At 41.0% G+C, this 25,936-nt stretch carries 20 protein-coding genes and 1 pseudogene; 11 read left to right on the plus strand and 10 right to left on the minus strand.

What is annotated here, in order from left to right; translation table 11 throughout:
* From IQ259_RS22230 to IQ259_RS22250, 6 genes and pseudogenes are all read right to left on the minus strand, one after another.
* Positions 1-917, minus strand: a pseudogene (locus IQ259_RS22230) (hypothetical protein); the annotation flags it as partial.
* A 6-nt stretch (positions 918-923) separates the two neighbouring features.
* Positions 924-1,427: a phage tail protein gene (locus tag IQ259_RS22235; protein ID WP_193888206.1), complete on the minus strand. Its 504-nt coding sequence runs from the start codon at positions 1,425-1,427 to the stop codon at positions 924-926.
* Between the two features lie 28 nt (positions 1,428-1,455).
* Positions 1,456-1,590: a hypothetical protein gene (locus IQ259_RS27640; protein ID WP_255525505.1), complete on the minus strand. Its 135-nt coding sequence runs from the start codon at positions 1,588-1,590 to the stop codon at positions 1,456-1,458.
* 69 nt (positions 1,591-1,659) lie between these two features.
* Positions 1,660-3,885: a substrate-binding domain-containing protein gene (locus IQ259_RS22240; protein ID WP_193888207.1), complete on the minus strand. Its 2,226-nt coding sequence runs from the start codon at positions 3,883-3,885 to the stop codon at positions 1,660-1,662.
* Positions 3,886-4,028: 143 nt separating this feature from the next.
* Complete coding sequence (locus IQ259_RS22245) at positions 4,029-7,931, minus strand: CHAT domain-containing protein (protein WP_193888208.1); 3,903 nt, start codon at positions 7,929-7,931, stop codon at positions 4,029-4,031.
* 161 nt (positions 7,932-8,092) lie between these two features.
* Positions 8,093-8,794, minus strand: a complete 702-nt coding sequence (locus IQ259_RS22250; RefSeq protein ID WP_193888209.1) for a hypothetical protein — start codon at positions 8,792-8,794, stop codon at positions 8,093-8,095.
* 216 nt (positions 8,795-9,010) lie between these two features.
* Between IQ259_RS22250 and IQ259_RS22255 the strand changes: the two genes are divergently transcribed.
* Positions 9,011-10,915: a DNA polymerase III subunit gamma/tau gene (locus IQ259_RS22255; protein ID WP_193888210.1), complete on the plus strand. Its 1,905-nt coding sequence runs from the start codon at positions 9,011-9,013 to the stop codon at positions 10,913-10,915.
* A gap of 77 nt (positions 10,916-10,992) precedes the next feature.
* On the opposite strand, the gene IQ259_RS22260 is transcribed toward IQ259_RS22255, so the two are convergent.
* A complete protein-coding gene (locus tag IQ259_RS22260) occupies positions 10,993-12,393 on the minus strand; it encodes a glycosyltransferase family 2 protein (protein ID WP_193888211.1) in 1,401 nt (466 codons plus the stop codon).
* 489 nt (positions 12,394-12,882) lie between these two features.
* On the opposite strand from IQ259_RS22260, the gene ebsA reads away from it, so the two are divergent.
* Complete coding sequence (gene ebsA / locus IQ259_RS22265; protein ID WP_193888212.1) at positions 12,883-13,257, plus strand: type IV pilus biogenesis protein EbsA; 375 nt, start codon at positions 12,883-12,885, stop codon at positions 13,255-13,257.
* 330 nt (positions 13,258-13,587) lie between these two features.
* Positions 13,588-14,682 carry a phosphotransacetylase family protein gene (locus tag IQ259_RS22270; RefSeq protein WP_193888213.1) on the plus strand — a complete coding sequence of 365 codons (1,095 nt, stop codon included), beginning with the start codon at positions 13,588-13,590 and terminating at the stop codon, positions 14,680-14,682.
* Between the two features lie 85 nt (positions 14,683-14,767).
* Here IQ259_RS22270 and IQ259_RS22275 read toward each other — a convergent pair whose 3' ends face one another.
* Complete coding sequence (locus IQ259_RS22275; RefSeq protein ID WP_193888214.1) at positions 14,768-15,184, minus strand: SRPBCC family protein; 417 nt, start codon at positions 15,182-15,184, stop codon at positions 14,768-14,770.
* Between the two features lie 233 nt (positions 15,185-15,417).
* Here IQ259_RS22275 and IQ259_RS22280 point away from each other — a divergent pair, with 233 nt between their 5' ends.
* The 4 genes from IQ259_RS22280 (at position 15,418) to fghA (ending at position 18,182) form a co-directional block, all read left to right on the plus strand.
* A complete protein-coding gene (locus IQ259_RS22280; RefSeq protein ID WP_193888215.1) occupies positions 15,418-15,921 on the plus strand; it encodes a DNA-processing protein DprA in 504 nt (167 codons plus the stop codon).
* Positions 15,922-16,024: 103 nt separating this feature from the next.
* On the plus strand, positions 16,025-16,420 hold the full coding sequence (locus IQ259_RS22285; protein ID WP_193888216.1) for an MAPEG family protein: 396 nt from the start codon (positions 16,025-16,027) through the stop codon (positions 16,418-16,420).
* Between the two features lie 70 nt (positions 16,421-16,490).
* Complete coding sequence (locus IQ259_RS22290) at positions 16,491-16,982, plus strand: YajQ family cyclic di-GMP-binding protein (protein ID WP_193888217.1); 492 nt, start codon at positions 16,491-16,493, stop codon at positions 16,980-16,982.
* A 357-nt stretch (positions 16,983-17,339) separates the two neighbouring features.
* Positions 17,340-18,182 (plus strand): S-formylglutathione hydrolase, encoded by an 843-nt coding sequence (gene fghA / locus IQ259_RS22295; protein WP_193888218.1) that lies wholly within the window; start codon positions 17,340-17,342, stop codon positions 18,180-18,182.
* A gap of 22 nt (positions 18,183-18,204) precedes the next feature.
* On the opposite strand, the gene IQ259_RS22300 is transcribed toward fghA, so the two are convergent.
* Both IQ259_RS22300 and IQ259_RS22305 read right to left on the minus strand, forming a co-directional pair.
* Positions 18,205-18,669 (minus strand): M48 family metallopeptidase, encoded by a 465-nt coding sequence (locus IQ259_RS22300; protein WP_193888219.1) that lies wholly within the window; start codon positions 18,667-18,669, stop codon positions 18,205-18,207.
* 4 nt (positions 18,670-18,673) lie between these two features.
* The gene (locus IQ259_RS22305) at positions 18,674-19,636 is read right to left on the minus strand and encodes a homogentisate phytyltransferase (RefSeq protein ID WP_193888220.1); all 963 of its coding nucleotides are present in this window, start codon (positions 19,634-19,636) and stop codon (positions 18,674-18,676) included.
* 435 nt (positions 19,637-20,071) lie between these two features.
* Between IQ259_RS22305 and IQ259_RS22310 the strand changes: the two genes are divergently transcribed.
* The 4 genes from IQ259_RS22310 (at position 20,072) to IQ259_RS22325 (ending at position 25,598) form a co-directional block, all read left to right on the plus strand.
* Entirely contained in the window at positions 20,072-21,331 is a 1,260-nt protein-coding gene (locus IQ259_RS22310; protein ID WP_193888221.1) for a glycoside hydrolase family 10 protein, read from the plus strand.
* A gap of 88 nt (positions 21,332-21,419) precedes the next feature.
* Entirely contained in the window at positions 21,420-23,045 is a 1,626-nt protein-coding gene (locus IQ259_RS22315) for an RluA family pseudouridine synthase (RefSeq protein ID WP_193888222.1), read from the plus strand.
* Positions 23,046-23,076: 31 nt separating this feature from the next.
* Complete coding sequence (locus IQ259_RS22320; RefSeq protein WP_193888223.1) at positions 23,077-24,273, plus strand: class I SAM-dependent methyltransferase; 1,197 nt, start codon at positions 23,077-23,079, stop codon at positions 24,271-24,273.
* A gap of 446 nt (positions 24,274-24,719) precedes the next feature.
* Positions 24,720-25,598, plus strand: a complete 879-nt coding sequence (locus IQ259_RS22325; RefSeq protein WP_193888224.1) for an NAD(P)-dependent oxidoreductase — start codon at positions 24,720-24,722, stop codon at positions 25,596-25,598.
* Positions 25,599-25,936 lie beyond the last annotated feature (338 nt).

The following is a 25,936-nucleotide window of genomic DNA, read 5'->3' on the forward strand; positions in this document are numbered from 1 at the left end:
GATGATGTTTGTTCTGATGATTGAGATGATGTTGCTAGGTTTTCTATTTCTGCACTAGTAACAGAATCCTGATTATCTAGTCTTGGTTGAATCAGTCCAGTATTTGTTGGTGGTTGAGATGATGTTGATAGGTTTTCTCTTTTTTGACTAGCAACATCATCCTGATTATCTAGTTTTGGTTGAATAACTGTTAAGTTTGAAGATGATGTTTGTTCTGATGATTGAGATGATGTTGCTAGGTTTTCTATTTTTGCACTAGTAACAGAATCCTGATTATCTAGTCTTGGTTGAATCAGTCCAGTATTTGTTGGTGGTTGAGATGATGTTGCTAGGTTTTCTATTTTTTGACTTGAAACAGAATCCTGATTATCTAGTTTTGGTTGAATAAATGTTGAGTCTGAAGATGATGTGCTGTCTGATGATTGAGATAATGTTGATAGGTTTTCTATTTTTTGACTAGCAACAGAATCATGACTATCTAGTCTTGGTTGAATAAGTCCAGTATTTGTTGGTGGTTGAGATGATGTTGATAGGTTTTCTCTTTTTGCACTAGTAACAGAATCCTGATTACCTAGTTTTGGTTGAATAAATGTTGAGTCTGAAGTAAACTTTGTTGCTTTATTTGCTTCAGATAAATTCGATTTGCTTAAATGTTGTGATTGAGATTCAGAAAAAAAAGGTAAATTTTGAAATGAATTATCTAATATATTGTAATCTATCGTTTCTGATTTAAGAAAGATTGAGGGATCAAAATTTGATAGGGGTTTTGCTCCTAATGGCGATAAAAATTTGGGACTGATTAATTTTCGCCCCAAAGGTTTATGAGTTACTAAAGGTCGCTTTATACCTAGGTTTAAGTCTGTTATTTCGGTTTTTGAAGGCTGGGAGTCAAAACCTGTTGTCAGATTTTCTGTCATATACTATTAATTACTAGAAAAGAATCCTGAGCTATCACGTCCAGAAAGAATTGATGCACCACCAGACCTTGTTTTATCTACTTTTAAACCTTCGTAAGTTAAAGTTAATTCTTCAATAGCTACTGTGCTAGAATCTGCACTTAAGCTTGGTGCTTTCCATGAAATAGGTACAGCACCAATTAATGTCCAACATTGCATTGTTTCTCCTGCTTGATTAAAAACTAAAATATTTACATTACGTCGTTCTGTTGCGCCACTCAAAATTTTATTAATCCAATTCCAGAATGTTAAGTCATCAGTAATTCCTCTTTTGAGAGTAATATCTGAGAAGTCTGCGGGATTTAATAATACTCTTTGTTGATTATTAACACCACCTTCAGCAAATTTTTCAGTTTTGATATTAACACCCAAACCTTGACATTCTGTAAAACATGCGGTGATATTGCTCTCAATTTCTACATAAAATCTATTTGCGGTAACGTAGTTTAATTCTCGGCTAGTATTAGCCATTATTTACTCCTATCTAATTTTTGAGGCGTTATTTTTGCTGGTGTAAGTCTTCATTCATAAGTTCATAAACTTTATCAGTCAGCTTCCATAGTAGTTGACGATCGCGCATTACTTTCGCAGCTAACTTAGCTAGTGCTTTTTGCTTATCACTATAATCGGCCATATATAAAACTGAGAAATAGACTTAAACATATCAATAAAATTTACGCCTCGACTATTAGCCAAAAGTCTACTACTTATTCCCTAAGCTGTCATGTAGGGGGACTAAACCAGCTTTCTCTAATAGTTGCTGTACTTCTGTAGTTCTTAGCATTTCAGCAAATTTTTGTCCGATGGGGGGACGGCTATTATCTCCTGGATACAATACAACTAATGGATAGCTGAGTGGATAGCTACCTGTTTGAAAAACTTGGATATTAGGCTTATAACTGCCTTTGTCATCACATAAATCAGTATTTGGATCTATTGATTTACCATTATCTTGGGCTAAAGTTTGGACTGCCGCTTTATTGCCGTCTACTATAGCTAAAGGATAAGCAGAACACTGACCAAATACTTGACTAAGTGTGGCAAAACCAATACTACCTATATTTTCTTTTTCAAAATCACGTAATACTTTTTGAAGCATTTCTAAGGTAGATAAAGGCGTGATATTGATTGTCTGATTTTTTTGTTTTAAATTGTTAAAAGCTGCGATCGCACTTGCTTTTTTCAATACCCTTTGTTCAAATATTCGGATTGATTCGCTATCTTTTGGTCTGTACAGACTTACTTTTAGATTAGGTAAATTTGCTCCTTTAAGTTGTTTCCAGTTGGTAACTTTACCTGTATATAAATCTTGCAATTGCTCAATGCTAATCTGACCATTCAGCGCTTTTGGTAGACTTTTATCACGTTGGGAATAACTAAAAGCTACAAATACAACTAAACCATCATAAGCAAATTCTTTATACCTTAATTCTGGACTAAATTTCTCAACCATATTGGCGATCGCAAAGTCTGCTTTTCTTAATTGTAAGTTAGCGATCGCTTGTTCTAAACTATCCTGTGCCTGGTAATTTATCTGCAATTTAGGCTGACTTTCTTTCAGCTTTTCTTCCAAGGTTTGATTTTGCAATATCAAATTGCTTTGTTGCCGAATAAAACTCCAAGTACTGTCTTTCTCTCCACTGTAATTAAATCTCCCCGCAGGTACAGCAGGTACATTTTCTAAACAACAAACTACTGGTTCTTCAATTACACTTTCTTGTTGTTGGAATCTCTGAACAATCCACCAAATTAATGCGCCTAAAATTACTATACCAAGAATACTTAATATTAATATAGATGGACGATATATTTTATTATTTTTGCCTTCTAATTTTTCTGTAATTACTAATACTCGTTTAGGTAAAATTAGAGAAATTTTCAATAGTGCTTGCCGTGCTTCTTCGGCATTAGTAAATGGTTTATCTAGCGCTAAAAGTCTGAATAAAAAAGCTTTAAATATAGGAGTAACTGATGGCCAATGCTGCTCTATTTTCGGGTCAATATTTACATTTACTCTATTTCCTAGCAACAAATAAAAGGCGACATATCCTAAATCAATTAAGTCTTGAGCAACAGTAGGAATGATAGTTTTAGTAGTTGGTAAATCAAACAACCGCTCCCACAGTGCTAAATCGCTCAAATGGATAAAAAACTCTTCGTTATCTGCCATAATTAGCAGACTATCAAGATTAATATTACCGTGGGCAATTCCCTGTTGTATTTGCCCAGCCGGAAGACTAAATTTTTGACCGTGGAGAAATTGCAGAGTTTGTAACACTTGGTCAAGAACACGGTAGACATCCCTCTCTAACATTGGTCTATTAGTAGTTGCAAGGTATGTCTTGAGAGTGGGATATGCGTCAATATTGCCGCTAGTAACAAGATAGCAACGTTCGGCAACAGGGTCTGCGATTGCATCCCAAGGGAAATTCAACCGGATATCTTGAATTCTACCATCAGCTAAACTCAAACCAGCCAGACGTTCAAAGGCTTGTTTGCAGTCTCTCGTTTCCCCAGCGTTAAAAGCCAGTTGGGGTAATAAATATTCTTTAATGATGGCTGGTTGTTGGTCTGATAGTTGAATTCCTTGATATAAACGTCCCATACCTCGATGACCGAGATAGCTATCTATGCGATATCGACCTTTATACCCACGAAATTCAGTTTTTGACGGCAAAATTGCTGGAAAACCACAATTTTGACACATCTTAGCAGTGGGATTCTGTTCTAATGTTTTTTGTGTCCATCCACAGCTTAAAGGGTTTCCTGTTAAGCAGGGATATTTTCGGTAGATTAAATCCACCCCTACAGGAGTTGATGCTTGCGGAGTTACAGCATTTATAATTTGTTCAGGTTCTGCAACTGGTGAGTTTTCTGTTTTAGAGAAAAACCTCTGAGGTAATTTAGCTTTGATTTGTTCATAAACCACGACTTAAACCCTTAGCGATCGCTTTCTTTGCCGCATCCTACAATAAATTTTTGCCGAAAGACATTAGACTTTCCGCTAAAAATAAATTTATCAAACCCCTGTGTTACTTTGCGCCAACCTCTGCGTTGAAAAATAAAACCGATTTAATTCCTCCCGGTAATCGTAAATGCTGCCCAATAATAAGGATGATTATATGGCTTTTTATCAGAAACTATTTTACTAATTCTATATAGATGTGTTGCTAAATAAGTTCTAATTCTTAATTCATCAGGATGGAGACTTTTAATTAAATCTTCATACCATTTAGTCAATTCTCTGGCTGTGACTTCTTGCAACCATGTAGTAGCTTCGGTTAAAGCATTCGCTGGTGATTGGTTTATTTGGAGTCGGCGATAAAATTCTATGCTTAATAAAGCACTAGCAGATGATTCTACATGCCAAACAGTACTGATAATTTGTGGAACTCCACCGCAGAGAAACCCGTTGACTAAAGAGACATATTCGGTGGTAATACTCTGGTTATTATTATTAGTCAATTTACACGCAGAGAGAATCACTAAATTATAACTAGTCAGATTTTTCTGACAAATTTCTGTTAGTGTAAGTTTGTCTTCGCCTGCTAACGCCAACTCAGATTTTGTCGGTTCAATACAATTGTTTGTAGCGTGACCTGTAAAATGAAAAATATTGTAATTATCAGCTAAAGCAGCTTCCACAATATTTTTAGTAGCTTCTTCTTCTTGGATGCGTTGAGGATAATCAAACATCTGGCTGATAACTTCTGATTCCAGCTTGGCAAATTTTGGTGGAGAATAATTTGCACCTGTAGGAGATTCAACGCTGAGTAATGTTTGCTCTCGTAATGTTCCTATATTTGTAGGTTGCAAGTGTAATCCTATTTGGATACTCGGCAAATAAGTAGTAGTAAATCTTGATTGTAGATTTGTTATTTCTGAATCAGAGTTAGAGAGATTAAAAAGTACATGCAATGGCAACCTAGACAAATCGCGGTGAGGAATTAAAATTAGATTTGTGATGCCTTCCAGTTCCTGAGTAATTGTAGTAATTTCGAGAATTTTTTGCAGATGTAATAGTTTTTGTGCCATCTGCGATCGCCAGGGATGATTGCTTTTGGTTTGGGGGTCTTGGGCTTGGTCACAATAATCTTGATATGCTTGATTCCAATCTGCCAAGTAACTTTCAAAAGCAATTAATCTTCTAGTAGCTTCAGGTAATGGTAATTCTTGCAGAGGTGTAGTAGTTTCTAAGGAGATGTTACCTACTTCTTGTACTGGGATAAACACCAAAATAGGCGATGGAGCCTCATCTTTAATAATAAAAGTGTGCAGAGCAGCCGGACTAATATGCCAGTAAATAATTGCGGTGTTGGGATTGAGTAAATGTTGAACTGAACAATAATTAGGTGAATAAATTTCATCTTCCCAGCCAAACATTAGCCACTGTAAACAAGCATTTTTTCCCTGTTCTGCTAATTCCCAAGCTTCTACCAAGTCACCAGACTCTACCAATAAGTCAACTGCTAATTGCCCAATTCCCGCAAATTTGAGCGCCAATTGTTGTTTAATTTCATCCGGGCGAGTATCATCACTGAGCAGTTGTTGTAATAAATCAGCGGCGCGTTGTTGTAATTCTTGTGCTTGTGTGATTTGCCCTAAACCTAACAGTACTTTAATTAAAGATTGCAGTATTTCCAAATGCAACTGGGGAAACCCTTCCCAGCTAAGAGTTAACAGTGCTTGATTATATTCAAATACAGACTTGCGCCAATGTTGGCGGGATGTGAGTTGTTTTTTACCTTGCTCGTAGTAAGTATTACCAATAGCTAGATGCAATCTCCCCCAACCTTCGGGGTGGGTATCTGGGCGGATGTGTTTTAACCCTTGTTCATAGCTGGCTAGTTTACCGGCATAACCACCTTGCCTTAAGGTGTTATTAGTAGCGGCGATATTCGTCAATAAATGTAATGGTGTGTCTGTCTCAGGTACATGGCCAACTGCCGCACCTCGCCCCATCCAAGCTTCCCAGTAGTCGAGTTTGATTTGTAAGGCGTTGTCGTAAGCAACGATCGCTTCGGTATATCGTTCTAAATAAAACAGTGCTACTGCTTGGTTGTACCAAGCTAGGTGAAAATCGGGTTTAATTGCTATGGCTTTGTCATAGGAAGCGATCGCTTCTGCGTTCCTGCCTAAGTTATCTAGCGCCACACCCCGGTTATACCAAGCTAAATAGAAATCGGGTTGAGCCGCCAAGGCTTTATCCCAAGAAGCGATCGCCTCTGACCACTGTTTTAAATTAAACAGTACCACACCCCGGTCAATCCAAACTTCGTAATAATCTGATTGCAGTTCTAAAGCTTGATTATAGGAGGTGATCGCTTCCTCGTATTGTTCGCTAACGGCTAAGGCAATACCTCGGTAATACCATGTTTCCGGGTCTTGGGGTTGCAATTCTAAGGCTTGATCATAACTTGCTATTGCTTCCCAAATTTGCCCCAACTTCAACAGTGCCAAAGCCTTACTCGCCCAAGCTTCTGGGTATTTAGGCTGAATTTCTATGGCTTGATGGAAAGAGGCGATCGCTTCTTCAAACAGCCCCAATTCTCCCAGAGTGCCTCCGCGATTATACCAGGCTTTGAAATGGTCTGGTTTCAGGTCGATGGTTGTGTCATAGGCGGCCACAGCTTCGGCAAAACGTTCTAAATGGAACAGCGTCAAGCCGCGATTAAACCAATATTCATAAGATTCCGGCTGCAATTCAATGGCATGATCATAGGAGGCGATCGCACCTGCCAAATCTCCAGTTTTGGCTTGTTGTAAACCTTGATAAAACCAGGCTTGAGCTTGGATTGTCGCATTGGCCGGATTCGTTGTGATAGTAGGAGAAGGGCTAGGTTGTGTTGTCAGATTCATCGCTAACTGCTGCACTAAATGAGCGCTTTGATCTAGCCTCCCCAACAGTTCATCTAGGGTATAAGCAACATTTGGATCTAAAGTCGCCAAATACTGATCCCAAGAATTTCCTAAAGATACTGTTGAGTTTGATGCGGTTCTGACAATTCTCGTCTGTTCTTCGGGATATTCCAATAGCAATTCACTTAAGTTACCAATCACATCTTCCGCAGGCGGTGTCAGAAAAGCGACTGTGGCGGTAGGGGCAAATTCCTCTCCTGCATATTCCCACCTGACTTCTTCCTGATTTTCCGTTGCAGTTTCCTGGAGTGGTGTTGCGTCGGTGAATTCCTCTCCTGCATATTCCCAGGAAACTGCGACGTTTTCCGTTACAGTTTCCTGGGATGGTGTCGTGTCAGCGTATTCTTCCCCTGTATACTCCCAAATCGATGCGGCTGTGTTATCGGTTGCGTATTCTTGGGGTACTGTATTAACTACAAATTCTTCTCCGGTGTATTCCCAGACAATTTCTTTGACGTTTTCTGTTGCAACTTCTTGGGATGTTGTTGTGGCTGCGTTTTCTTGAGGTTGTGCAGTCTCTAGGGCGGCTGCTTCTTCATAATCCCACAACGATTCGCCTAAGTTACGCAGCAAATTCTGTCCGGGAGAATTTAACAAAGAGTCCGTTTCTTCGGTGGTTGTCGGTGTAGCAATTTGCTCCTCACCATTTTCATCCCATTCATCAGTATTCTGCGCCATGAGTCGGATACCAATGTCATAGGAAAGTTCGCCAACTTTACCAATATTGAGTTCCCCAAGTTCCACCATCTGCATGGCTAACTGCTGATTAGGTGTAGGTGAGATGAGCAATCTTTCACCAAAGTTCAGCAACCAATCTATCCAACGTTCAGAACTAATTCTATCTTCCATGCGTTGGAGATACTTAATTGCCCACTGTTGTCCTCGTCCTTGATGTACACCTTCTAGCAGTTGGGTAAACAAAAGTTCCAGATCGGCATTAGTTAATTCAGGAGGTGGTTCTACCATCTCCTGTTCCCCGACAGTTTTTAAAGTCTGTTTACTACCAACGGGCTGGTTTGAATGTGTTTTAAGCCACTGCCATAGCTGCGTGAGCATCTGCACATACTCTGAAGGTTTTGTTTATCCTAGATTGTAGCGATCGTTATGTCAAAAAAATCTAGATTTGCGTGAAACCCACGGAAATTAACTGGTTTATTGGGCAGATGTTTATAAAAAATATACAAAACTTTGCTAGTCGTTATCTGGGCTAGAATAGCTCAAACTTGTGCTTCATCTGAAGTTGAGTTACTGGGAGTATAGTATTGATTTACCAATTCCTGGATAATCACTTCTGGATCGTCTGACTCAATTGCCAGTTGTTGGGCAAGCTGTTGGCGTAAGTCGTGATCTTCCTGCATCATGGCAAACAACTGCTCCAAGGTGACGGTTTGGTAATCTCCTTCTGGGTTAGAGTTATCTGCTATTTCTGCTTCTTCTTGTATTGCATAGCTTTCTGGCGGGTGGGAATTTGCGCTGAAAGCATCTGGCCCTTCATATTCCCAGATAGGTTCGCCAGAATTACGTGTCAACAACTGCATCCCAATTTCGTAAGCCTCATCTCCAACTTCTCCTACACCCAAATCACCCAGTTGTACTAATCTCGCTGCTAACTCATTATTGGGTGTAGGCGCAGCCAGCAAGCGATCGCCAAAACGTCGCAACCATTCTATCCAACGTTCACTAGAAACACGATGTTCAACTTTGTGCAGCCACTTGATCGCCCAGGCTTGTCCTCGCGCCTGATGCACTCCTTCTAAAAGTTCGGTAAACAAAAATTCTAAATCTGTATCGCTCAGGGGTGGTGCTGACTCTGTTTGGACATTCACATCGGCTTTTTTAGGAGTCGGTTTCCTCCCAAACAAACTTTGGAAGAGGTTTTTGAGCCACTGAACTAACCGCTTGAGCATTTGCCGTACCATCAAGTATTTATCTACCCTAAAATTGTAGCGATCCAATGGAAGTATGAAGTATGAAGGCTGAAGTCTGAAAAGTTAAGATTTCATACTTCATACTTTTATTTATTGGTTCAAATGTACTATTATTAAAAATAAACTTTCTGCGTTTAAAATATGTGAACGCCGAGTTGGGCGCTTGTGTAAAAATTGATTCTGAAAATGTATTGACATTTTCCCTCCATGCCTTACGAACCCCTGCACCACAAGTATCGTCCAAAGAGTTTTGCCGAACTGGTGGGGCAAGAGGCGATCGCTACCACCCTAATTAATGCTATCCGTACAGCTAAAATTGCCCCTGCTTATTTGTTCACCGGGCCAAGAGGTACGGGTAAAACATCTAGTGCCAGAATTCTAGCCAAGTCTCTCAACTGTCTCAAAAGTGACAAACCTACTGCTGAACCATGTGGCGTGTGCGACGTGTGTCAGGGCATAACTAAGGGCTACTCTTTAGATGTTATTGAAATTGATGCTGCCAGTAACACTGGTGTCGATAATATCCGCGAGTTGATTGAAAAAGCGCAGTTCGCTCCAGTGCAGTGTCGGTATAAAGTGTATGTGGTGGATGAATGTCACATGCTCAGTACCCAAGCATTCAATGCGTTGTTGAAAACACTAGAGGAACCACCAAAACACGTGGTATTCGTTTTAGCAACTACAGATCCCCAGCGAGTTTTACCAACAATTATTTCTCGCTGTCAGAGGTTTGATTTTAGACGCATTCAATTAGAGGCGATGGTAAAGCATTTAATTGCGATCGCCTGGAAAGAAAACATTAATATTTCGGATGAAGCTATCACCTTAGTTGCTCAAATTTCCCAAGGAGGATTACGGGATGCTGAAAGTCTCCTCGACCAATTAGCATTATTACCTGAAGAAGTCACACCCGATAAAGTTTGGGATTTAGTAGGTTCAGTTAGCGAACGCGACTTGTTAGCATTATTGAGTGCGATCGCTCAAGATCACCCAGAAGCAATTTTAGACTGTAGCCGCCATATCCTCGACCGGGGACGAGAACCGTTAACCATTCTGCAAAATCTCGCCGCAGTCTACCGCGACTTACTCATTGCCAAAACCGCCCCCAACCGCCAAGACTTAGTGGCTTGTACTCACCAAACTTGGACAACCTTAATTGAGTTGGCACAAAATTTACACATCAGTACAATTTTGGCAGGACAACAACACCTGCGAACAGCTGAAATCCAAATTAAAAATACTACCCAGCCTCGTTTGTGGTTAGAGGTGACATTACTAGGATTGTTACCAAGTGCAAGTATTCAGTCAGCAACCACAGTTATTTCACCCAAAGTCAGCATACCTGCACCACAAAACAACCATCACCCCTCACCACCACCACAGTTACCACCTGAAAAAGTAGCCCCTCCAACTGCTCCCCAGCCACCTATCTCAGCACCTGCGCCCATACAGCCAGTCACCCCTGTACAAGTTGCTGAAGAAGTTATGCCAGCAGCGACAGGACAATTGGACTTAACGGAAATTTGGCAGCAAGTACTGAGCAATATTCAGCAAATCCCCCGACGAGCATTGTTAGGACAAATGTGCCATCTCATTGAGTTTGATGGTAATAGTGCGCGTGTCGGTGTGAAACCCGCATGGTACGAAAAAGTTAAATCTGATCTAGCTATGATTTCAGGGGCTTTCCAGCAGACTGTTAATCGTGAAGTCGCGGTTAGTCTAGAAAAAGCTAATGCGGCAACTTCTTCTGCAACTAGGAAAGAACAACCATCAACCAATGGCTCCCATCGTGTTCAGCAGCCATCTCCCCCTAAAAACAACAACTATAATCATTCATCACCACCAACACAGCAACCAGTTACATCCCCACCTGTACCAATATCACCTGCGCCTGTAAAAAATGAATTTCCAGTGAATGGTAATGGTACTGCTAACATCCAAACTCCGCCACAACCCACGCAAAATTCTTCCGAAGAATGGCAAGAAGTAACCAGAGCCGCTCAACATTTGGCACAATTTTTCGACGGGCAAATTGTCCGCTTCGCAGAAGATAGCTCAGATTTATCTGGCTCGGTGACTGCATCCGATTGGGTAGATGAAGCCGATGATTAGTAGAGGAAGGTAAAAGCAAAAAGGCAAAAGAATGCGTTTCTCTTGCCTTTTGCCTTCTAACTTTTGCTTTTCGGATCTCAACTACCGGAATGTACTGTTTTTACCCATTTCAGCCGCTTTGGCCTGAAAGATACGCGGGCAGTGGTGCTGCTCATCACTACTAACCAATGCAACATATATAATGTGCCGCGCAGGGTTTGTAGTAGTAACACAGGATAGGTGGAAACGTTGAATTTTTGCTCTTGGCGTATCCGCCGTAGTCCGGCAAACATACCGACAACGGACATGGATACTGACAGGGTAGTAACTGGGCTTAAAAGCGGTAGGCGATGGCGAGCAACTGCCATTAATAAATCTGGGATGGCTGCTGTCGGCAAGATGTACATGGTAATCATAAACATGAGCATATCCCAGGTTTTGCGAGTCCCCATGCGATTTCTCAGAATCAAATCCCAGTAATCTAAATAACGCTGATAGCCACCTTCAGCCCAACGATTGCGCTGATGCCAAAGCGCGATCGCAGTTGTCACACCTTCTTCCTGCACGGCTGGGTAGAATACGCACTCAATATCCCAGTTGTTGATATGCAGGCGGAAAGTCATATCCAAGTCATCGGTGATGGTTTCCTCATTCCATCCACCACAACTGTCTAAGGCTGTGCGCCGGACAAATTGACCATTACCCCGCAATTCGCCAATACCACCCAAAGCAATGCGCTGTTGCTGGAACCAGGTATCCAGTGCCATTTCTGCCATCTGTCCCTTTGTCCAAAAATTTTCTTTAGCGTTGGCGATCGCTTTGCGTACCTGTACCGCGCCGACTTTTTCTCTTTGAAACAAAGGTACTATCTGGAGTAGCAAGTCTGATGGCACTTGAGCATCTGCATCAAACACGGCGATAATTTCGCCTGTTGTCTGTGGTAAAACCTGATTTAACGCTCCCGATTTACCACCACTTGCTTGGGGGGAACGCCTGAGTACTTTGAGTTTTTTGTATTCTTGTGCTAGTTCTGCTAGTATTTGCGATGTTTTGTCGGTACTGTTATCGTCAATTATCCAGACTTCGTATTGCCCATCTGGATATTCCAGACTGCAAAGACTCTTGACTAATTTACCAATTACTGCTTCTTCATTTTTTGCGGCTACCAATAAAGAGACAGAGGGTAAGACTCCTTGAATTTCTTTTTGATAGCGGCGTGGTCTAGCAAATACCACCACTAGGGCATGAAGTCCCATAATTGTGGTTAATCCTAGGACAAATATATAAGCCCAAGAAGCTAAGTGTAGAGCGATCGTGCCGCTCCAAACTATCGACAAAACTAAAGCGGCTTTGCGTCTACGTCCTTGAAACCGGGATGGTTGAGACAAGTTGTTTATCCCTCCCAACGACTCCTCTGTTACCGATAGGTCAGCCAACAGAGAGTCGAGCGGATCAAGCTCTTCGTATGAATCGTTGTCAGGCCAGGAGTTGGCTGGCATAAGTTACTTAATGCAATACAAGTATTTTTATAAACCCATAAATAAGCTGGGAATTATTTAACGTCAAACTATGATTCCTGTACTTTGCCCACCTGTTGTTGGCTGTATAATTGCAACTCTGGATTGGCTTAAGTAACCGTAATATAGACACAGGTTGACGTTGGGGGAAATCCCAACAACAGCGTTTTTTGCCTAAAGTTAGGCTTTTCTGCTGTATATTGCTCCAGCTTTGATAAAAGCTAATGCAGCTTTATTGTACCTGAAATTTTAATATTTCTTAGCAGTAACTTAGGTTTCACTATCACAAAGTCAAAATTCAACAGCCGAGATGCCCAGAATAACTTATTATTTGTTGACATTTTATTAAAATTGATTCTCAGGCTTGTCCGTCTGTAATGTGTGCCACAGAAATTTTTTGGGAATACTATTGACAGCTACTAATATCCCCAGTTATCCCCAGTTTTCCATTAACTTGAGGAATATTCAACAATGTCTATTGAGCAACTTCAGCCTGCAACTCCGCAGCAAGCAAGCGTTTACTTACCTTACATTCAAGGTACAAAGCGTAATTTCTTGCCATATGCTATCAGTCTCTATCAAAAAGGCATTTTAGAGGGACATCGCAAAATAGAAGCCAGTGAAAATATTCCCTTTGTCGCCTCTTGGAATGTGGCCACCCTGCCTTCAGATTTAACACGTTGCCGAATGCAGTTTGATGATAATGCTGACCTCAATTATGAAGTGATGATGGCCAGTTTTGAGTTTATTAGTTTTTTGATTGAATTAATGGACAATTATAAACGTTATCGGGTGACAGACTTTTCTCAATCTTTTTACCGCAAACTGCTACGTATAGATGAATAAATCAATTCACTAAAAGTATCGGGTGTAGGATGGCAAGGGAAAAATTTTTCCCTATAACCTACCCCAGACAGCACTTTTATCAAATTTTTAGGATGATAAGACTCAATGACTTGAACCGCTGATTGACAATAGTCTAAGCAATATTTTAAATACCAAGTAGTTAGTCAGTCTGTAGAATAACTACTGTAAATAAAAGCTAATTTTTTAACCTAAAAAATGTTAATTCTAAAAAAATATGCTTTCTAAGAGCGTAAGTCTTTTGCTGGAACAAACTAAAATTAGGGAACACCTCGCTGGGTTCTACTTCCTTTTGAAATTAGGAGTGCATGTGTGCCAAAATCTGCTAAACATCTGCTGATTGGCTCAACCGAAACTTACAGTGGTAAATCTGCAACAGTTTTAGGTTTATCTTATCAGCTACAGCAAAAAGGACTGGATATTGCCTACGGTAAACCGCTGGGTACTTGTTTAAGAGCATCTGGTGGCACTGTAGTTGAAGAAGATGTCCAGTTTATTGCGTCTAGTCTTAACCTAGCAGCAAACCGCATTGCGCCTACAATGCTGGCTTTAGATGAAGTCAGCGTCCAAAAACGCTTAAACGCCGAAGATCAAACTAATTATCGGCAGTTGTTAGTGCAGCAATATTTGCAAGTTTACCGAGGAGATTTGGTTTTACTAGAGGGGCCAGGGAATTTAACAGAAGGGAATCTGTTTAATTTGTCAACGTTGCAAGTGGCGGAAGTCTTGGATGCTGCTGTATTGTTAGTAACTCGTTACAACTTTCTACTGTCGGTGGATGCTTTATTAGCTGCTAAACAGCATGTAGGCGATCGCTTGGTTGGTGTTGTTCTCAATGATATTCCTGCCAAAGAATCAGAAATGGTAGAAAATATTGTCCGGCCATTTTTGGAACAGCAGGGTATTGCCGTACTTGCAACCCTACCGAAAAATGACTTGCTGCGGAGTGTCAGTGTCGGGGAACTAGTAAACCAGTTAAATGCCGAAGTTCTCTGTTGCAGCGATCGCTTAGATTTGATGGTAGAAAGTCTGGCAATTGGCGCGATGAATGTCAATTCAGCCGTTAAGTATTTCCGCAAACGGCGTAACATGGCAGTTGTGACAGGAGGCGATCGTGTAGAAATTCAGCAAGCGGCCTTAGAAACCTCAACCCAATGCCTAATTCTCACTGGACAACTACCACCACCGCCATTCATTCTCGGTCGCGCAGAAGAATTGGAAATTCCGATTTTGTCTGTTGACTTAGATACCCTTACTACTGTAGAAATTGTTGACCGCACTTTTGGTCAAGTACGTGTTCACGAACCAATTAAGGTGCAGTGCATCCGCCAGTTAATGAATGAGCATTTTGACATTGAGCGCTTGTTATTTAAACTTGGCTTAAGTCCAGCAGCAGCATTGTCCTAGCCGCACAAAATTACCCAAGATGCCAGTCTAGCTATGCAGCTAAATGTGGAGTTTTTATAGTCAAGGCTATCATTCGTCATGGTACTCAGTTTCTTTCTTCGGCAAGCTTGCGGATTTTATCCATGACTTCTGGTAACATTTTTTGAAATTTTCGACCGAATAGGTTGCTGAATAAAAAAGACAAAAGTCCAGTGAACGAAATCTCATGTGTAAAGAATGTCCCGCTTTGGTTTACGGTGAGATAACGTCTAACGTTGAGTTTGCACAAAGGCAACTGAGTGGTGAATGTGTAGCTCTTTTTTGACTCGAATTCCGAGATCAAGAAAACAGACACAGGGGCATTCTTGGGTTTTAGCTTCCCTTTAGCATAGAGGGTAAAATCTCCTTCAATACATGCGGACTCTAGTTCTGTGTCCCATTTTGGCCAGTTGTTCACATCAACCCATATCTCCCAGATTTGTTCTGGTGTGGCGTTAGTTTTTACTGTATGACTGAATTTCATATTTCCAAAACTTACGCAAGTGTCATAAATTTCTCATTGAGGCTGTCAATGGTCAATAGCCAATAGTCCAAAAAAGGCTAATTTTGACCATTGACCATTGACTATTGACCAAATTATCCAGCCACTTAGCCAAACAATTGAAAATTTGTAGCAATGTCTGACTTCAGATGGCTTCGTACCTACACTCTGTTTGGTAAAATATCTAGGTCGTTAAATTCTAATTAATACTATCTTTGAGCCAGTCAATAGACCTTATTAACCTCGATACATTAGCGCAAGAACTGGCGACAATCCAGCAAACAGGTTCTAAGCGAATTGCTTTGCTGGGTTCCCGTCATGTGCCAATTACGCATCAAAATCTGATTGAAATGATGACCTATGCCTTGGTTTTATCAGGAAATCGGATCATCACCTCTGGTGCTACAGGTACTAATTCAGCTGCCATCCGAGGGGCAATGCGGGCTGATGCTAATTTGCTAACCGTGATTCTCCCTCAAAGCTTGGAACGCCAGCCCCATGAATCTCGCCAGCAGCTAGAACAAGTGATGCACCTGGTAGAAAATCCCAGTAATGATAATCTGTCTCTGGCTGAAGCTAGTTACATCTGTAACAAAGAGATTGTTTCCCGTTGCCAGCAATTAATTTGTTTTGCATTTCATGACAGTGGCACTCTGCTACAAACTTGTGGAGATGCTGAAGAACAAAGAAAAGTGGTAACGCTATTCTACTTTGATTAGTCAATAGTCAATAGTCAACGGTCAACAGTCAACAGTTAAAAAACTTACGACTATGGACTATGGACTATGGACTATAGACTAATAACTATGGACTAAATAAATAATGAGTATTTTTTTGTACTGTATTGCCGCCGCTGCTGTACTGATTTATCTGCCATTTTTGGTAGTGGGTTATGCCCGTGCCAGTGTTGGATATGATGTGTCCGCACCTCGCGCTATGTTTGATAAATTGCCTCCCTATGCTCAAAGAGCTACCTGGGCGCACCAGAATTCTTTTGAAGCTTTTATGATTTTTGCAGCCGCAGCATTGATGGCTTATGTAACTCATGTGAATTCTTCTTTTGCTGTGGTGGCTGCGATCGCTTTTGTGGTGGCTCGTTTGCTATACTCTATTTTTTATATTTTGAATATACCGCTTTTGCGGTCGCTCATGTTTGCTATTGGTTCCCTTGGCTCTGCAACTCTCATCTTCTTCAGCATCATTCAAGCAAACAATTAACAGTAGGGAAGAGGGGAGAAAACACCAATTACCAATTACCTCATCCACAATCCCAAATTCAACATTTTCTATGGCTTCTACTTACTCCTTTGATATTGTCAGCGACTTTGATCGACAAGAATTGGTTAATGCTGTTGATCAAGTTGTACGAGACATCAGCAGTCGATATGACCTTAAAGATACTAAAACTACTGTCGAGTTAGGTGAAGAAACTATTACTGTTAATACCGACAGTGAGTTCACTTTAGATGCTGTACACAACATTCTGCGAGAAAAAGCTGCCAAGCGTAATCTTTCTCAGAAAATTTTTGACTTTGGCAAAGTTGAATCTGCTAGTGGTAATCGTGTACGCCAAGAAATTAAACTCAAAAAAGGTATCAGCCAAGATATCGCCAAGCAAATTTCTAAATTGATTCGTGACGAAATTAAAAAAGTGCAAGCCTCAATTCAAGGTGATGCTGTACGAGTTTCTGCGAAATCAAAAGATGATTTGCAAGTTGTCATCCAAAGGTTAAAACAAGAAGATTACCCAGTGGCATTGCAATTTACGAATTATCGTTAGAAAATGCCAAAATTTAGTTAAAATTTTTCCAATAAACTGCCAGTGAATTCTTTTCGTTGGCAGTTAGTTTTATTGATGGGTTTTTTAGCGCAAAGGTACGCGGAGTTTTTCTTAAGATATAGCAGGTGACAGGGAACAGGTGACAGGGTTAAAAGTCTTTTAGTGCATGAGTTTTATCATTGGCCGATGTCCTAACTGTCTTGGCTACTGCTATAAATAGGGCTTGCTGAAAAAGTCTTTTAGTGAGAGTAGGGAACAGGCAATAGTTTTATCCACCTACTTATTAGGGATTGAAACTTCTAGAATACATTGTTGAAATCAGGCTATTCCAGAACTTACATCAAAACTTCGGCAATCATGACTCATCTTCATGTCATCTCAGAATATAAATGCTTTGGCGGTAAACTCGGCTTTTACTCTCATCACTCTTCAACTTGTAACAGTGAAATGCGCTTTGCTGTTTATCAACCACCGCAAGCAACTCAAAAACCTGTACCAATTCTCTACTTTCTCTCAGGGTTAACCTGTACGGAAGAAAATTTTATGGTGAAGGCGGGGGCGCAACGCTACGCAGCAGAATATGGTTTAATGTTAGTTGCACCAGACACTAGCCCGCGTAATACAGGTATCCTAGGTGAAGATGATGATTGGGATTTTGGTACGGGTGCAGGATTTTATGTTGATGCTACCGCAGAACCGTGGCGATCGCACTATCAAATGTATAGTTACATCGTTCAAGAATTACCTGCTGTAATTGCGGCAAATTTCCCAGTAAAACCTGACAAACAGGGTATTTTCGGTCACTCAATGGGGGGACATGGGGCGCTAGTTTGTGCAATGCGTAACCCCAAACAATATAAATCAGTGTCAGCTTTTGCACCTATAGTTGCACCTATGCAGTGTCCTTGGGGACAAAAAGCTTTTAATGGTTATTTAGGAAGTAATCAAGATAGTTGGCGTGCTTATGATGCGAGTGAATTAGTCAAGCAGCTAGGATATCACAGTCCAATTCTAATTGACCAAGGCACTGGGGATAAATTTTTAGCCGGGCAATTGCTAACAGAGGTATTTGAAAAAGCTTGTACAGAGGTGAATCAACCCTTAAATTTACGCTACCAAGCAGGCTACGACCATAGTTATTATTTTATTGCCAGTTTTATGGCAGATCACATTCGCCATCATGCGATCGCCCTAACTTAAATTCAGGATAAACTAAGTTATATTAACTTGACTTGGCGTTAATTTTTTCTAATAATTGAGCAACTTTTTTGGCTTTTTCTGGTTGGCGTTTTTGAAATAATGCTTGGGCTGTTTGCAGGTTATTCTTAGCTGCTTCCGGTTGATTTTGCTGCATTAAAACATTCGCCAGGCGCAAATAAGCTTCAGGATTTTTGGGACTGCGACGAATTACTTCTTGAAATAACTCTGTAGCTTCGGCAATTTTATCTTGCTGATATAAAACATCGCCTAAAAATAAGCGCACGACATCATTAGTAGAATTGATCGAAATAACTTTACGAAACTCAGCTTCTGCACCTGAATAGTCTTTTTGCTGATAAAGATTTATGCCTTTTTGAAAATAGTTAGAGGTAATTAAGGTTTTCCACGCAAAATAACCAAGCAGAAAAATACCAGCAATAACTATCAAAATGGCAAAAATATTAGTGGTTGGAAGAGTTTCAAGCATTATGTTAAGCCAACAAACAAGCGATGGGGAATATAAGATATTCTAGGAAAAAAAGTTTCCAAATAAATTGATAAAATTGAGCGATCGCACGTTTATCTTGTAAGTCTACCGTTAAACTGCGAAACCACATGCCACACAACAATACTAAATGAGTAATCACCAAAAATGCTGAGTTTACCGACTCTAGACGCAGCACACCCGCGAAAATCATTCCCAAATAGCAGACAGTGAGTACCCAAAGTGCCAAGTTAAATACAGATGGCGCTCCGAGTTGAATAGTAAAAGTAGTGATATTGTACAAGCGATCGCCCTCCATATCGGGGATATCTTTAAAAATAGCGATCGCAAAGGTAAACACTAATATAAATATCGTTAGTACCCACACTGCGGTTGGAATTAATTCCTTACTTTGCAGCACCCAATTAAAGTGCAGAAACAACCCCAAATTGACAATTGTCCCACGTACAGAGAAAATGCACAGTGCTGCCCAAAAAGGAAACTGTTTCAAGCGAATTGGTGGTAAAGAATAAGCTGTACCAATTACCAAACTTAAAGCCACCATCCCAAATAAAAAAGGTCCGTTAAACCACGCAATAACCAGCGCCAAAATCCCCATAGTCATTACAATTAATTGCCCTATTGTTCGGGAAAACTCCCCTGATGCTAGTGGTAAATGCGGCTTATTAATCTTATCTATCTCTACATCTTCTAGCTGATTTAGCCCGACAATGTAAATATTGCCACATAAACAAGCAATCCATGCACCTAAAACAGGTAATAGGGAATTGGGAATAGGGAATAAAAAATCACTCCGATTATTAATCGCAATGGCAATAAAATATAAACCCAAAACACTCAGACTTGTGCCAATGATTGTATGAGGACGAGAGAATTTCCAAAAAGCGTATAACCAATTTGATGGTACAGGTTTGCGTGACAAAGGGCTGTTTTGAGAACTCTGGCTCATGAGTAGCTTAAATTCAATATTCCGGCTTATTGTTAATCATTGTCACAGAATTGGCTCATTAACAAGAGGCAATAGTCTAGATGCAATTGTTTTAGTGGACATATTAAGAGAATATAAAAGGTATTGCTGTGGTTGATTGAATTTACCCATAGTAGTGAATTACTTGAGGAAACTAGGTTATTAAATATACATTGCTTTATTAGTGAAAACTGGGTCAACTATCAACTAATGCTATGGGAATTAAAGATTTGATGAATCACCTTTGCAGCAAAATGTATATTGGACACTAATAGATACTAGTTACGTCATCCATAGTTAACAGTGTTAAGTTAATTATGTTTGAGTTTCTCCGGTGCAGAAAATTCGATGTGCAGCATTGAATGAATAACTACCAATTAACCATTCCTCTAGTAAACGTCAATACTTCAAGGCAATATGGCTAATAGATTCCATCACAAAAACATGCGATGGCGTGTGAGGGTAGGTGACAAATCATTCAACCCGATGAAACTCATTACTTTTCCAGGTTGGCGACAATGGCTCAAAAGTCTTTTGCCAATGCTGGTGCTAGTCTCTTTCATGGCAGTATTGTTAGCGGATGAACTAAAACCTGCGATCGCTCAACTACCACGCCAAGAAATTCGCGGTGTGTGGATGACCAACAATGATTTTAATACTCTGCGCGATCGCGCCAAAGTGCAAGAAGCTGTCAAGAATCTACAACGGCTGAATTTTAATACCATCTATCCCGTGGTGTGGAACTCAGGTTATGCCATGTATCCCAGCGCAACAGCGCAACGTGCTGGTATTCAACCTTTTGTCTCCCGTGGCTTAGATGGACAAGATATCCTAGCAGACGTAATTAATCAAGCCCATCGCCAAGGTCTTTTAGTGATACCCTGGTTTGAGTTTGGGTTCATGGCTCCGCCAACGTCAGAATTAGCACTAAATCATCCAGAGTGGTTGACACAAAAGCGCAATGGTAGCGAAACTTCTATCAGTGCAGCGGGTGAAGTTGTTTGGCTAAATCCTTTCCATCCCCAAGTGCAGCAGTTAATCAGCAATCTCGTGCTAGAAATCGTCACTCAATACGATGCTGACGGTATTCAGTTTGACGATCACATGAGTTTGCCCCATGAATTTGGTTATGACAAATATACAGTAGCTTTATACACCCAAGAAACTAAAAACAATCCCCCGGCTGATCCGCAAGATCCAGCGTGGGTAAAATGGCGAGCAGATAAAATTACCGCTTTCATGGTACAACTCAACCAAGCTGTGAAAGCTAGAAAACCCAATGCCATTTTCTCGGTTTCTCCTAATTATTATGACTTTGCTTACAAGTTTCACCTGCAAGATTGGCTGGCTTGGCTGCGCCAGGATATTATAGATGAGTTAATTGTGCAAGTGTATCGTCCCAACTTCCAAAGTTTTATCGCCAATATTGGACGCAGCGAAATTCAAGAAGCTCAACAAAAAATTCCTACAGGAATCGGGATTATGGCAGGATTACGAAATAACCCAGTGCCAATCCGCCAAATTCAGTCTCAGGTACGAGCCACCCAAGAACGGGGTTTAGGTGTAGCCTTTTTCTATTATGAAAGTCTGTGGGATGCGGCTCCAGAAACTGTAGCTGAACGTCAGGATGGATTTAAACGGCTGTTTCCTTATCCGGTGGTTCGCGCCAAAATCTAAGAATTAAGTTGAAAAAACAACAACTGCGATCGCCTGATGGTATCAACCAAACACCAAACAGGCGATCGCATCATAATTTTATCTGCTGATGGCAAAAGCATCTCCTAGTTATTACTATCAAGGCTCTTGTCCTCAAACCGGTGAACTTCTGAGATTACCTCGTACTGCTTTCATAGAAGCGATCGCCCGTGGTTTAATGAACTATCTCGCTACGGATGAGCGTTATGCCAGCGAGGGTAAAATGTACGGGGTATTGTTGGTAGAATCACCTACTGGTGAACAACAAGTCATCAAAGCTTTTTCAGGATTGCTGAATAGTCAAAGTGTTGTTGAAGGCTGGGTTCCGCCAATTCCTGGAAGAGAAGCAGTCGCTTTAACCGAAGCCCAAACTTTAGCAGCATTAGACGCTATTAAACAAGAACTCATTACCTTACAGCAATTACCAGAACGACAGCAGTATGAAATATTATCTGGCGAATTTGAGCAGCAATTGCAAGTAATGAGCGATCGCCATCGTGATTGCAAACAACAACGCCAAGAAAAACGCCAGCTACTTTGCGAAACACTCACAGGTGAAGCCCTCACCCTAGCACTTGCACAACTTGACGAAGCCAGCCGTCGAGATGGAATTGAGCGCAGACAACTCAAACGTCAACGAGATGCAGTTTTACAGCCGCTTCGGGAGTTAATTACAGCCGCAGACGCAAAAATACGGGACTTAAAACAACAGCGTAAATCACTGTCTTGCCAACTCCAAGCACAGATGCACGCAGCTTACTCCATGATGAATTTTTTGGGGCAGTCTTTAACTTTACAGCAATTAATGCCGGATGGTTTGCCGACGGGTACAGGAAACTGTTGTGCCCCAAAACTTCTGCACTACGCCGCTACCCATCACCTCAAACCCCTAGCAATGGCTGAATTTTGGTGGGGAAAATCTTCAGGAGATAAAATTCAGGGGGAATTTTATGAAGCTTGTGCAGAACGTTGTCAGCCTTTGATGGGGTTTTTGTTGTCGGGGTTGAAACCTAACCCCCCTACGAGGGAAGGGGGAGTTTTCAGCCCCTCCCCTTGTAGGGGAGGGGTTTGGGGAGAGGTCATTATTTATCAAGACGAATGGCTAATTGCTGTCAACAAACCGGCTGGACTGTTATCAGTTCCAGGTCGTTATGGTGACACCCAAGATAGTGTGCTGAGTCGTTTGCGGAATTTGTTACCTGATGGTATGAAGCTGATGGCTGTGCATCGATTAGATCAAGAGACTTCTGGTATTTTGTTAATAGCACGCGATCGCCAAATTCATCGTCATCTCAGTCAACAGTTTCAACAGCGACAAATTCATAAAGTCTATGAAGCCATACTTGCAGGTGCAGCTACAAAAAACCAAGGTGTCATAGAATTGCCACTATGGGGAGATCCGCAAAACCGTCCTTATCAACAAGTTAATTGGCAATGTGGTAAACCTAGTGTGACAAAATTTCAAGTGATAGCAAAGGAAGCTGATTACACCCGTGTAGAGTTTATCCCGCTCACAGGGCGCACCCATCAGTTGCGAGTTCATGCTGCGATAGGATTAGGAGTAGTAATTTTAGGCGATCGCCTTTACGGCTGTTGTGCTGAAACTAGTCGCTTACATCTCCACGCTAGAGAACTGAGTTTTGAGCATCCCCAGTCAGGAGAAACTATTCATTTGCAAATACAAACGCCTTTTTAATTAATTTTCTGGCAAATTTCGACTAAAGCCTATGAATTCTAGCCCTGCTTTGTGTGCAGCCATAAGCGATCGCATTACTACAAGTCCCCAAAAGCGAATTACCTTTGCTGAATATATGGACATGGTGTTATATCATCCTGAACACGGCTACTATTCCAGCAAAGCAGTCAATATCGGCTTTAAAGGCGGTGATTTTTTCACTTCTGCTAGTCTCGGCGCTGATTTTGGTGAGTTACTAGCAGAACAATTTGTGCAAATGTGGCAGATTTTAGGACAGCCAAGACCATTTTCTTTAGTAGAAATGGGAGCAGGTCAAGGATTGCTGGCGTTGTATATCCTCAACTACTATCAGCTACATTACCCAGATTTTTTGACAGCATTGGAGTACATCATTGTCGAAAAGTCTCCCCAATTGCAGCAAGAACAACAGCAACGGTTACAAAATTTCCCTGCGCGTTGGTGCAATCTCGAAGAGATACCAAATAACTCTATTACTGGCTGCTTTTTTTCTAACGAATTAGTGGATGCGTTGCCAGTACATCAGTTTATTTTAGAAACTGGGGAACTGCGAGAAATTTATGTCAGCTTACCATCTCTGGTAAAAAGAGACGAGAATTACCCTCTCCTAGAAGGGGAGTTTGTGGAAGTGGTGAGTGAAGTTTCTACGCCGCAACTAACAAAATATTTTGATTTAATCGATATTGATTTATCTGCAAATGTCTACCCAGATGGTTATCGCAGTGAAATTAACTTAGCAGCTTTGGACTGGTTGAGTATAGTAGCAGACCGCTTGCAGCGCGGGTATGTGGTAACAGTTGATTATGGCTATCCAGCCGATCGCTATTATAACCCCAGGCGATCGCAAGGAACGCTACAGTGCTACTACCAGCACCGCTACCATGACAACCCCTACATCAATATTGGGCGACAAGATATCACCGCCCATGTTAACTTTACCGCCTTGGAAAGTTGGGGTGAGCAGTGTGATTTAAACAAAGTTGGATTTACGCAACAAGCTTTATTTTTAATGGCCTTGGGTTTAGGAGAAAGAATAGCATCTCTCTCTTATCAAGAAATATCCATCGCCCAATTATTGCAACGGCGGGAGTCACTCCACCAACTTATAGACCCCACAGGATTGGGTGGCTTTGGCGTTTTAGTTCAAAGCAAAGGACTCCAAGCTCAAGAAATTTCTCAACCCCTGAAAGGATTAATTGTGCCAAAGTAAAAGTAAAGGTGAAAAGTTAAAACTCTATGTAAGTCGGCTGTATCACTGTTATATGGACTAGCATAACTATTGATCACTGCGAAATCCTGTGTTTAGAAAAGTAATAATTATGAGTACTCATGACCTGTTAATGCTAGTAATGCTCCTTACACCCGGTATTTTACTGTCAGTTGTCATCATGGCGACTTTTGCCGCAGGCGGCTGAATCGTAAGTGCTAGGTGCTAAGTTCTCAAAATTATTGAGTTGGGGAATCAAAAAACAGTTTGTTATTTTTTATTTAGCAATCAGCACTCTTGGGCGAATTGTAAATCTGAGATAGCATTTAAAATCTCAAATCACCATTCGCCCGTAAATTACAATCAAACGATGGAAACGCGATATCTAAGACGAGCTTCTCTACGAGAGGCTACGCCAACGCCTACGTTTTACCAAAGGAACATGAACAATGAAGGTGGGATTTCTGGGAACTGGACTGATGGGACAACCAATGGCTCAAAGGTTGTTAGCAGCCAATATACAAGTAGTTGCCTACAATCGCACCCCAGAAAAACTAGCTCCATTACAAGCAGCAGGCGCAGAAATTGTGACGCAACCCCGGCAAGCTATTCGTGCTGCTGATTGCATCATTTTGATGCTCACTAATGCTGCTGCTATTTATCAAGTCTTGCTTTCAGATACTTCTTGGCGAACTCTAGAAGGACGTACCATCATTCAGATGGGGACAATAACACCCACAGAAAGCCAAGAGATTCGAGATGCTGTAGTTGGCGGTGGTGGTGAGTATATAGAAGCACCTGTATTAGGCAGCATCCCAGAAGCAAAAAACGGTAAGTTAATTGTGATGGTAGGTGCAGCACCAGAACAATACCAACACAATTTACAATTACTGCAAAATTTTGGCACAGAACCTTTACTCATAGGGCCAGTGGGAACGGCGGCGGCGTTGAAATTAGCCCTCAATCAATTAATTGCATCTCTAACAACAAGCTTTGCTTTGAGTCTTGCTTTTTTGCAGCGTCAAGGTGTGAATGTGGAAGCATTTATGCAAATTCTCCGCGAAAGTTCTCTTTATGCACCTACTTTTGACAAAAAACTGCAACGAATGTTAGAGGAAAACTATGCAAACCCGAATTTTCCCACAAAACATTTGCTAAAAGATACAGACTTGTTTATCTCGGAAGCAAAAGCCTTGGGTTTAGACCTCAGCAGTATTGAGTCTGTGCGACACATTTTGTCTACAGCCATGAAAATGTCATTTGCTAATGATGATTATTCATCAATATTTTCAGCTATTAAAGAATGGGGAGATTCCAGCGCTGAGTAAAGATTTGCTGAAAATATAGCACTCTTACTCACGGTTCGCGCAATCGAGAATAAGTCCCCGCAAGATGTTTCCACTACACTGCTGGCAGTTAAGGTGAGAGTTGTCACACAAACTCGCAGCTAGTGTTATGGCAAAAGTCAAAAGTGAAATGCTTGCAGTGAATTGATTTTAGCGTTTTAGAATGTCCTAACTGCCTTGGCTACTGCTATAACCCTCTTCTGTCACTTTCCGAGTATTCTGAATAAAAGGATGAAAAGAAAAAACTCTGGAAGGAAAGTAGGGCAATGGATGTAGAATTACAAATTCTTAAACATTTGGCAAGAGATCCTCATCCAACA

This window comes from Fortiea sp. LEGE XX443 (assembly GCF_015206815.1).
Classification (GTDB): Bacteria; Cyanobacteriota; Cyanobacteriia; order Cyanobacteriales; family Nostocaceae; genus Nostoc_B.

What these genes read in the sequence shown, in the direction of transcription:
- IQ259_RS22250 (WP_193888209.1), bottom strand. Translation starts at nt 8,794, where the DNA reads ATGGTACGGCAAATGCTCAAGCGGTTAGTTCAGTGGCTCAAAAACCTC.
- IQ259_RS22285 (WP_193888216.1), top strand. Translation starts at nt 16,025, where the DNA reads ATGAGTATTTTTTTGTACTGTATTGCCGCCGCTGCTGTACTGATTTAT.
- IQ259_RS22315 (WP_193888222.1), top strand. Translation starts at nt 21,420, where the DNA reads ATGGCAAAAGCATCTCCTAGTTATTACTATCAAGGCTCTTGTCCTCAA.
- fghA (WP_193888218.1), top strand. Translation starts at nt 17,340, where the DNA reads ATGACTCATCTTCATGTCATCTCAGAATATAAATGCTTTGGCGGTAAA.
- IQ259_RS22300 (WP_193888219.1), bottom strand. Translation starts at nt 18,669, where the DNA reads ATGCTTGAAACTCTTCCAACCACTAATATTTTTGCCATTTTGATAGTT.
- IQ259_RS22260 (WP_193888211.1), bottom strand. Translation starts at nt 12,393, where the DNA reads ATGCCAGCCAACTCCTGGCCTGACAACGATTCATACGAAGAGCTTGAT.
- ebsA (WP_193888212.1), top strand. Translation starts at nt 12,883, where the DNA reads ATGTCTATTGAGCAACTTCAGCCTGCAACTCCGCAGCAAGCAAGCGTT.
- IQ259_RS22245 (WP_193888208.1), bottom strand. Translation starts at nt 7,931, where the DNA reads ATGCTCACGCAGCTATGGCAGTGGCTTAAAACACATTCAAACCAGCCC.
- IQ259_RS22255 (WP_193888210.1), top strand. Translation starts at nt 9,011, where the DNA reads ATGCCTTACGAACCCCTGCACCACAAGTATCGTCCAAAGAGTTTTGCC.
- IQ259_RS22275 (WP_193888214.1), bottom strand. Translation starts at nt 15,184, where the DNA reads ATGAAATTCAGTCATACAGTAAAAACTAACGCCACACCAGAACAAATC.
- IQ259_RS22235 (WP_193888206.1), bottom strand. Translation starts at nt 1,427, where the DNA reads ATGGCTAATACTAGCCGAGAATTAAACTACGTTACCGCAAATAGATTT.
- IQ259_RS22325 (WP_193888224.1), top strand. Translation starts at nt 24,720, where the DNA reads ATGAAGGTGGGATTTCTGGGAACTGGACTGATGGGACAACCAATGGCT.
- IQ259_RS22305 (WP_193888220.1), bottom strand. Translation starts at nt 19,636, where the DNA reads ATGAGCCAGAGTTCTCAAAACAGCCCTTTGTCACGCAAACCTGTACCA.
- IQ259_RS22290 (WP_193888217.1), top strand. Translation starts at nt 16,491, where the DNA reads ATGGCTTCTACTTACTCCTTTGATATTGTCAGCGACTTTGATCGACAA.
- IQ259_RS22320 (WP_193888223.1), top strand. Translation starts at nt 23,077, where the DNA reads ATGAATTCTAGCCCTGCTTTGTGTGCAGCCATAAGCGATCGCATTACT.
- IQ259_RS22310 (WP_193888221.1), top strand. Translation starts at nt 20,072, where the DNA reads ATGGCTAATAGATTCCATCACAAAAACATGCGATGGCGTGTGAGGGTA.
- IQ259_RS27640 (WP_255525505.1), bottom strand. Translation starts at nt 1,590, where the DNA reads ATGGCCGATTATAGTGATAAGCAAAAAGCACTAGCTAAGTTAGCTGCG.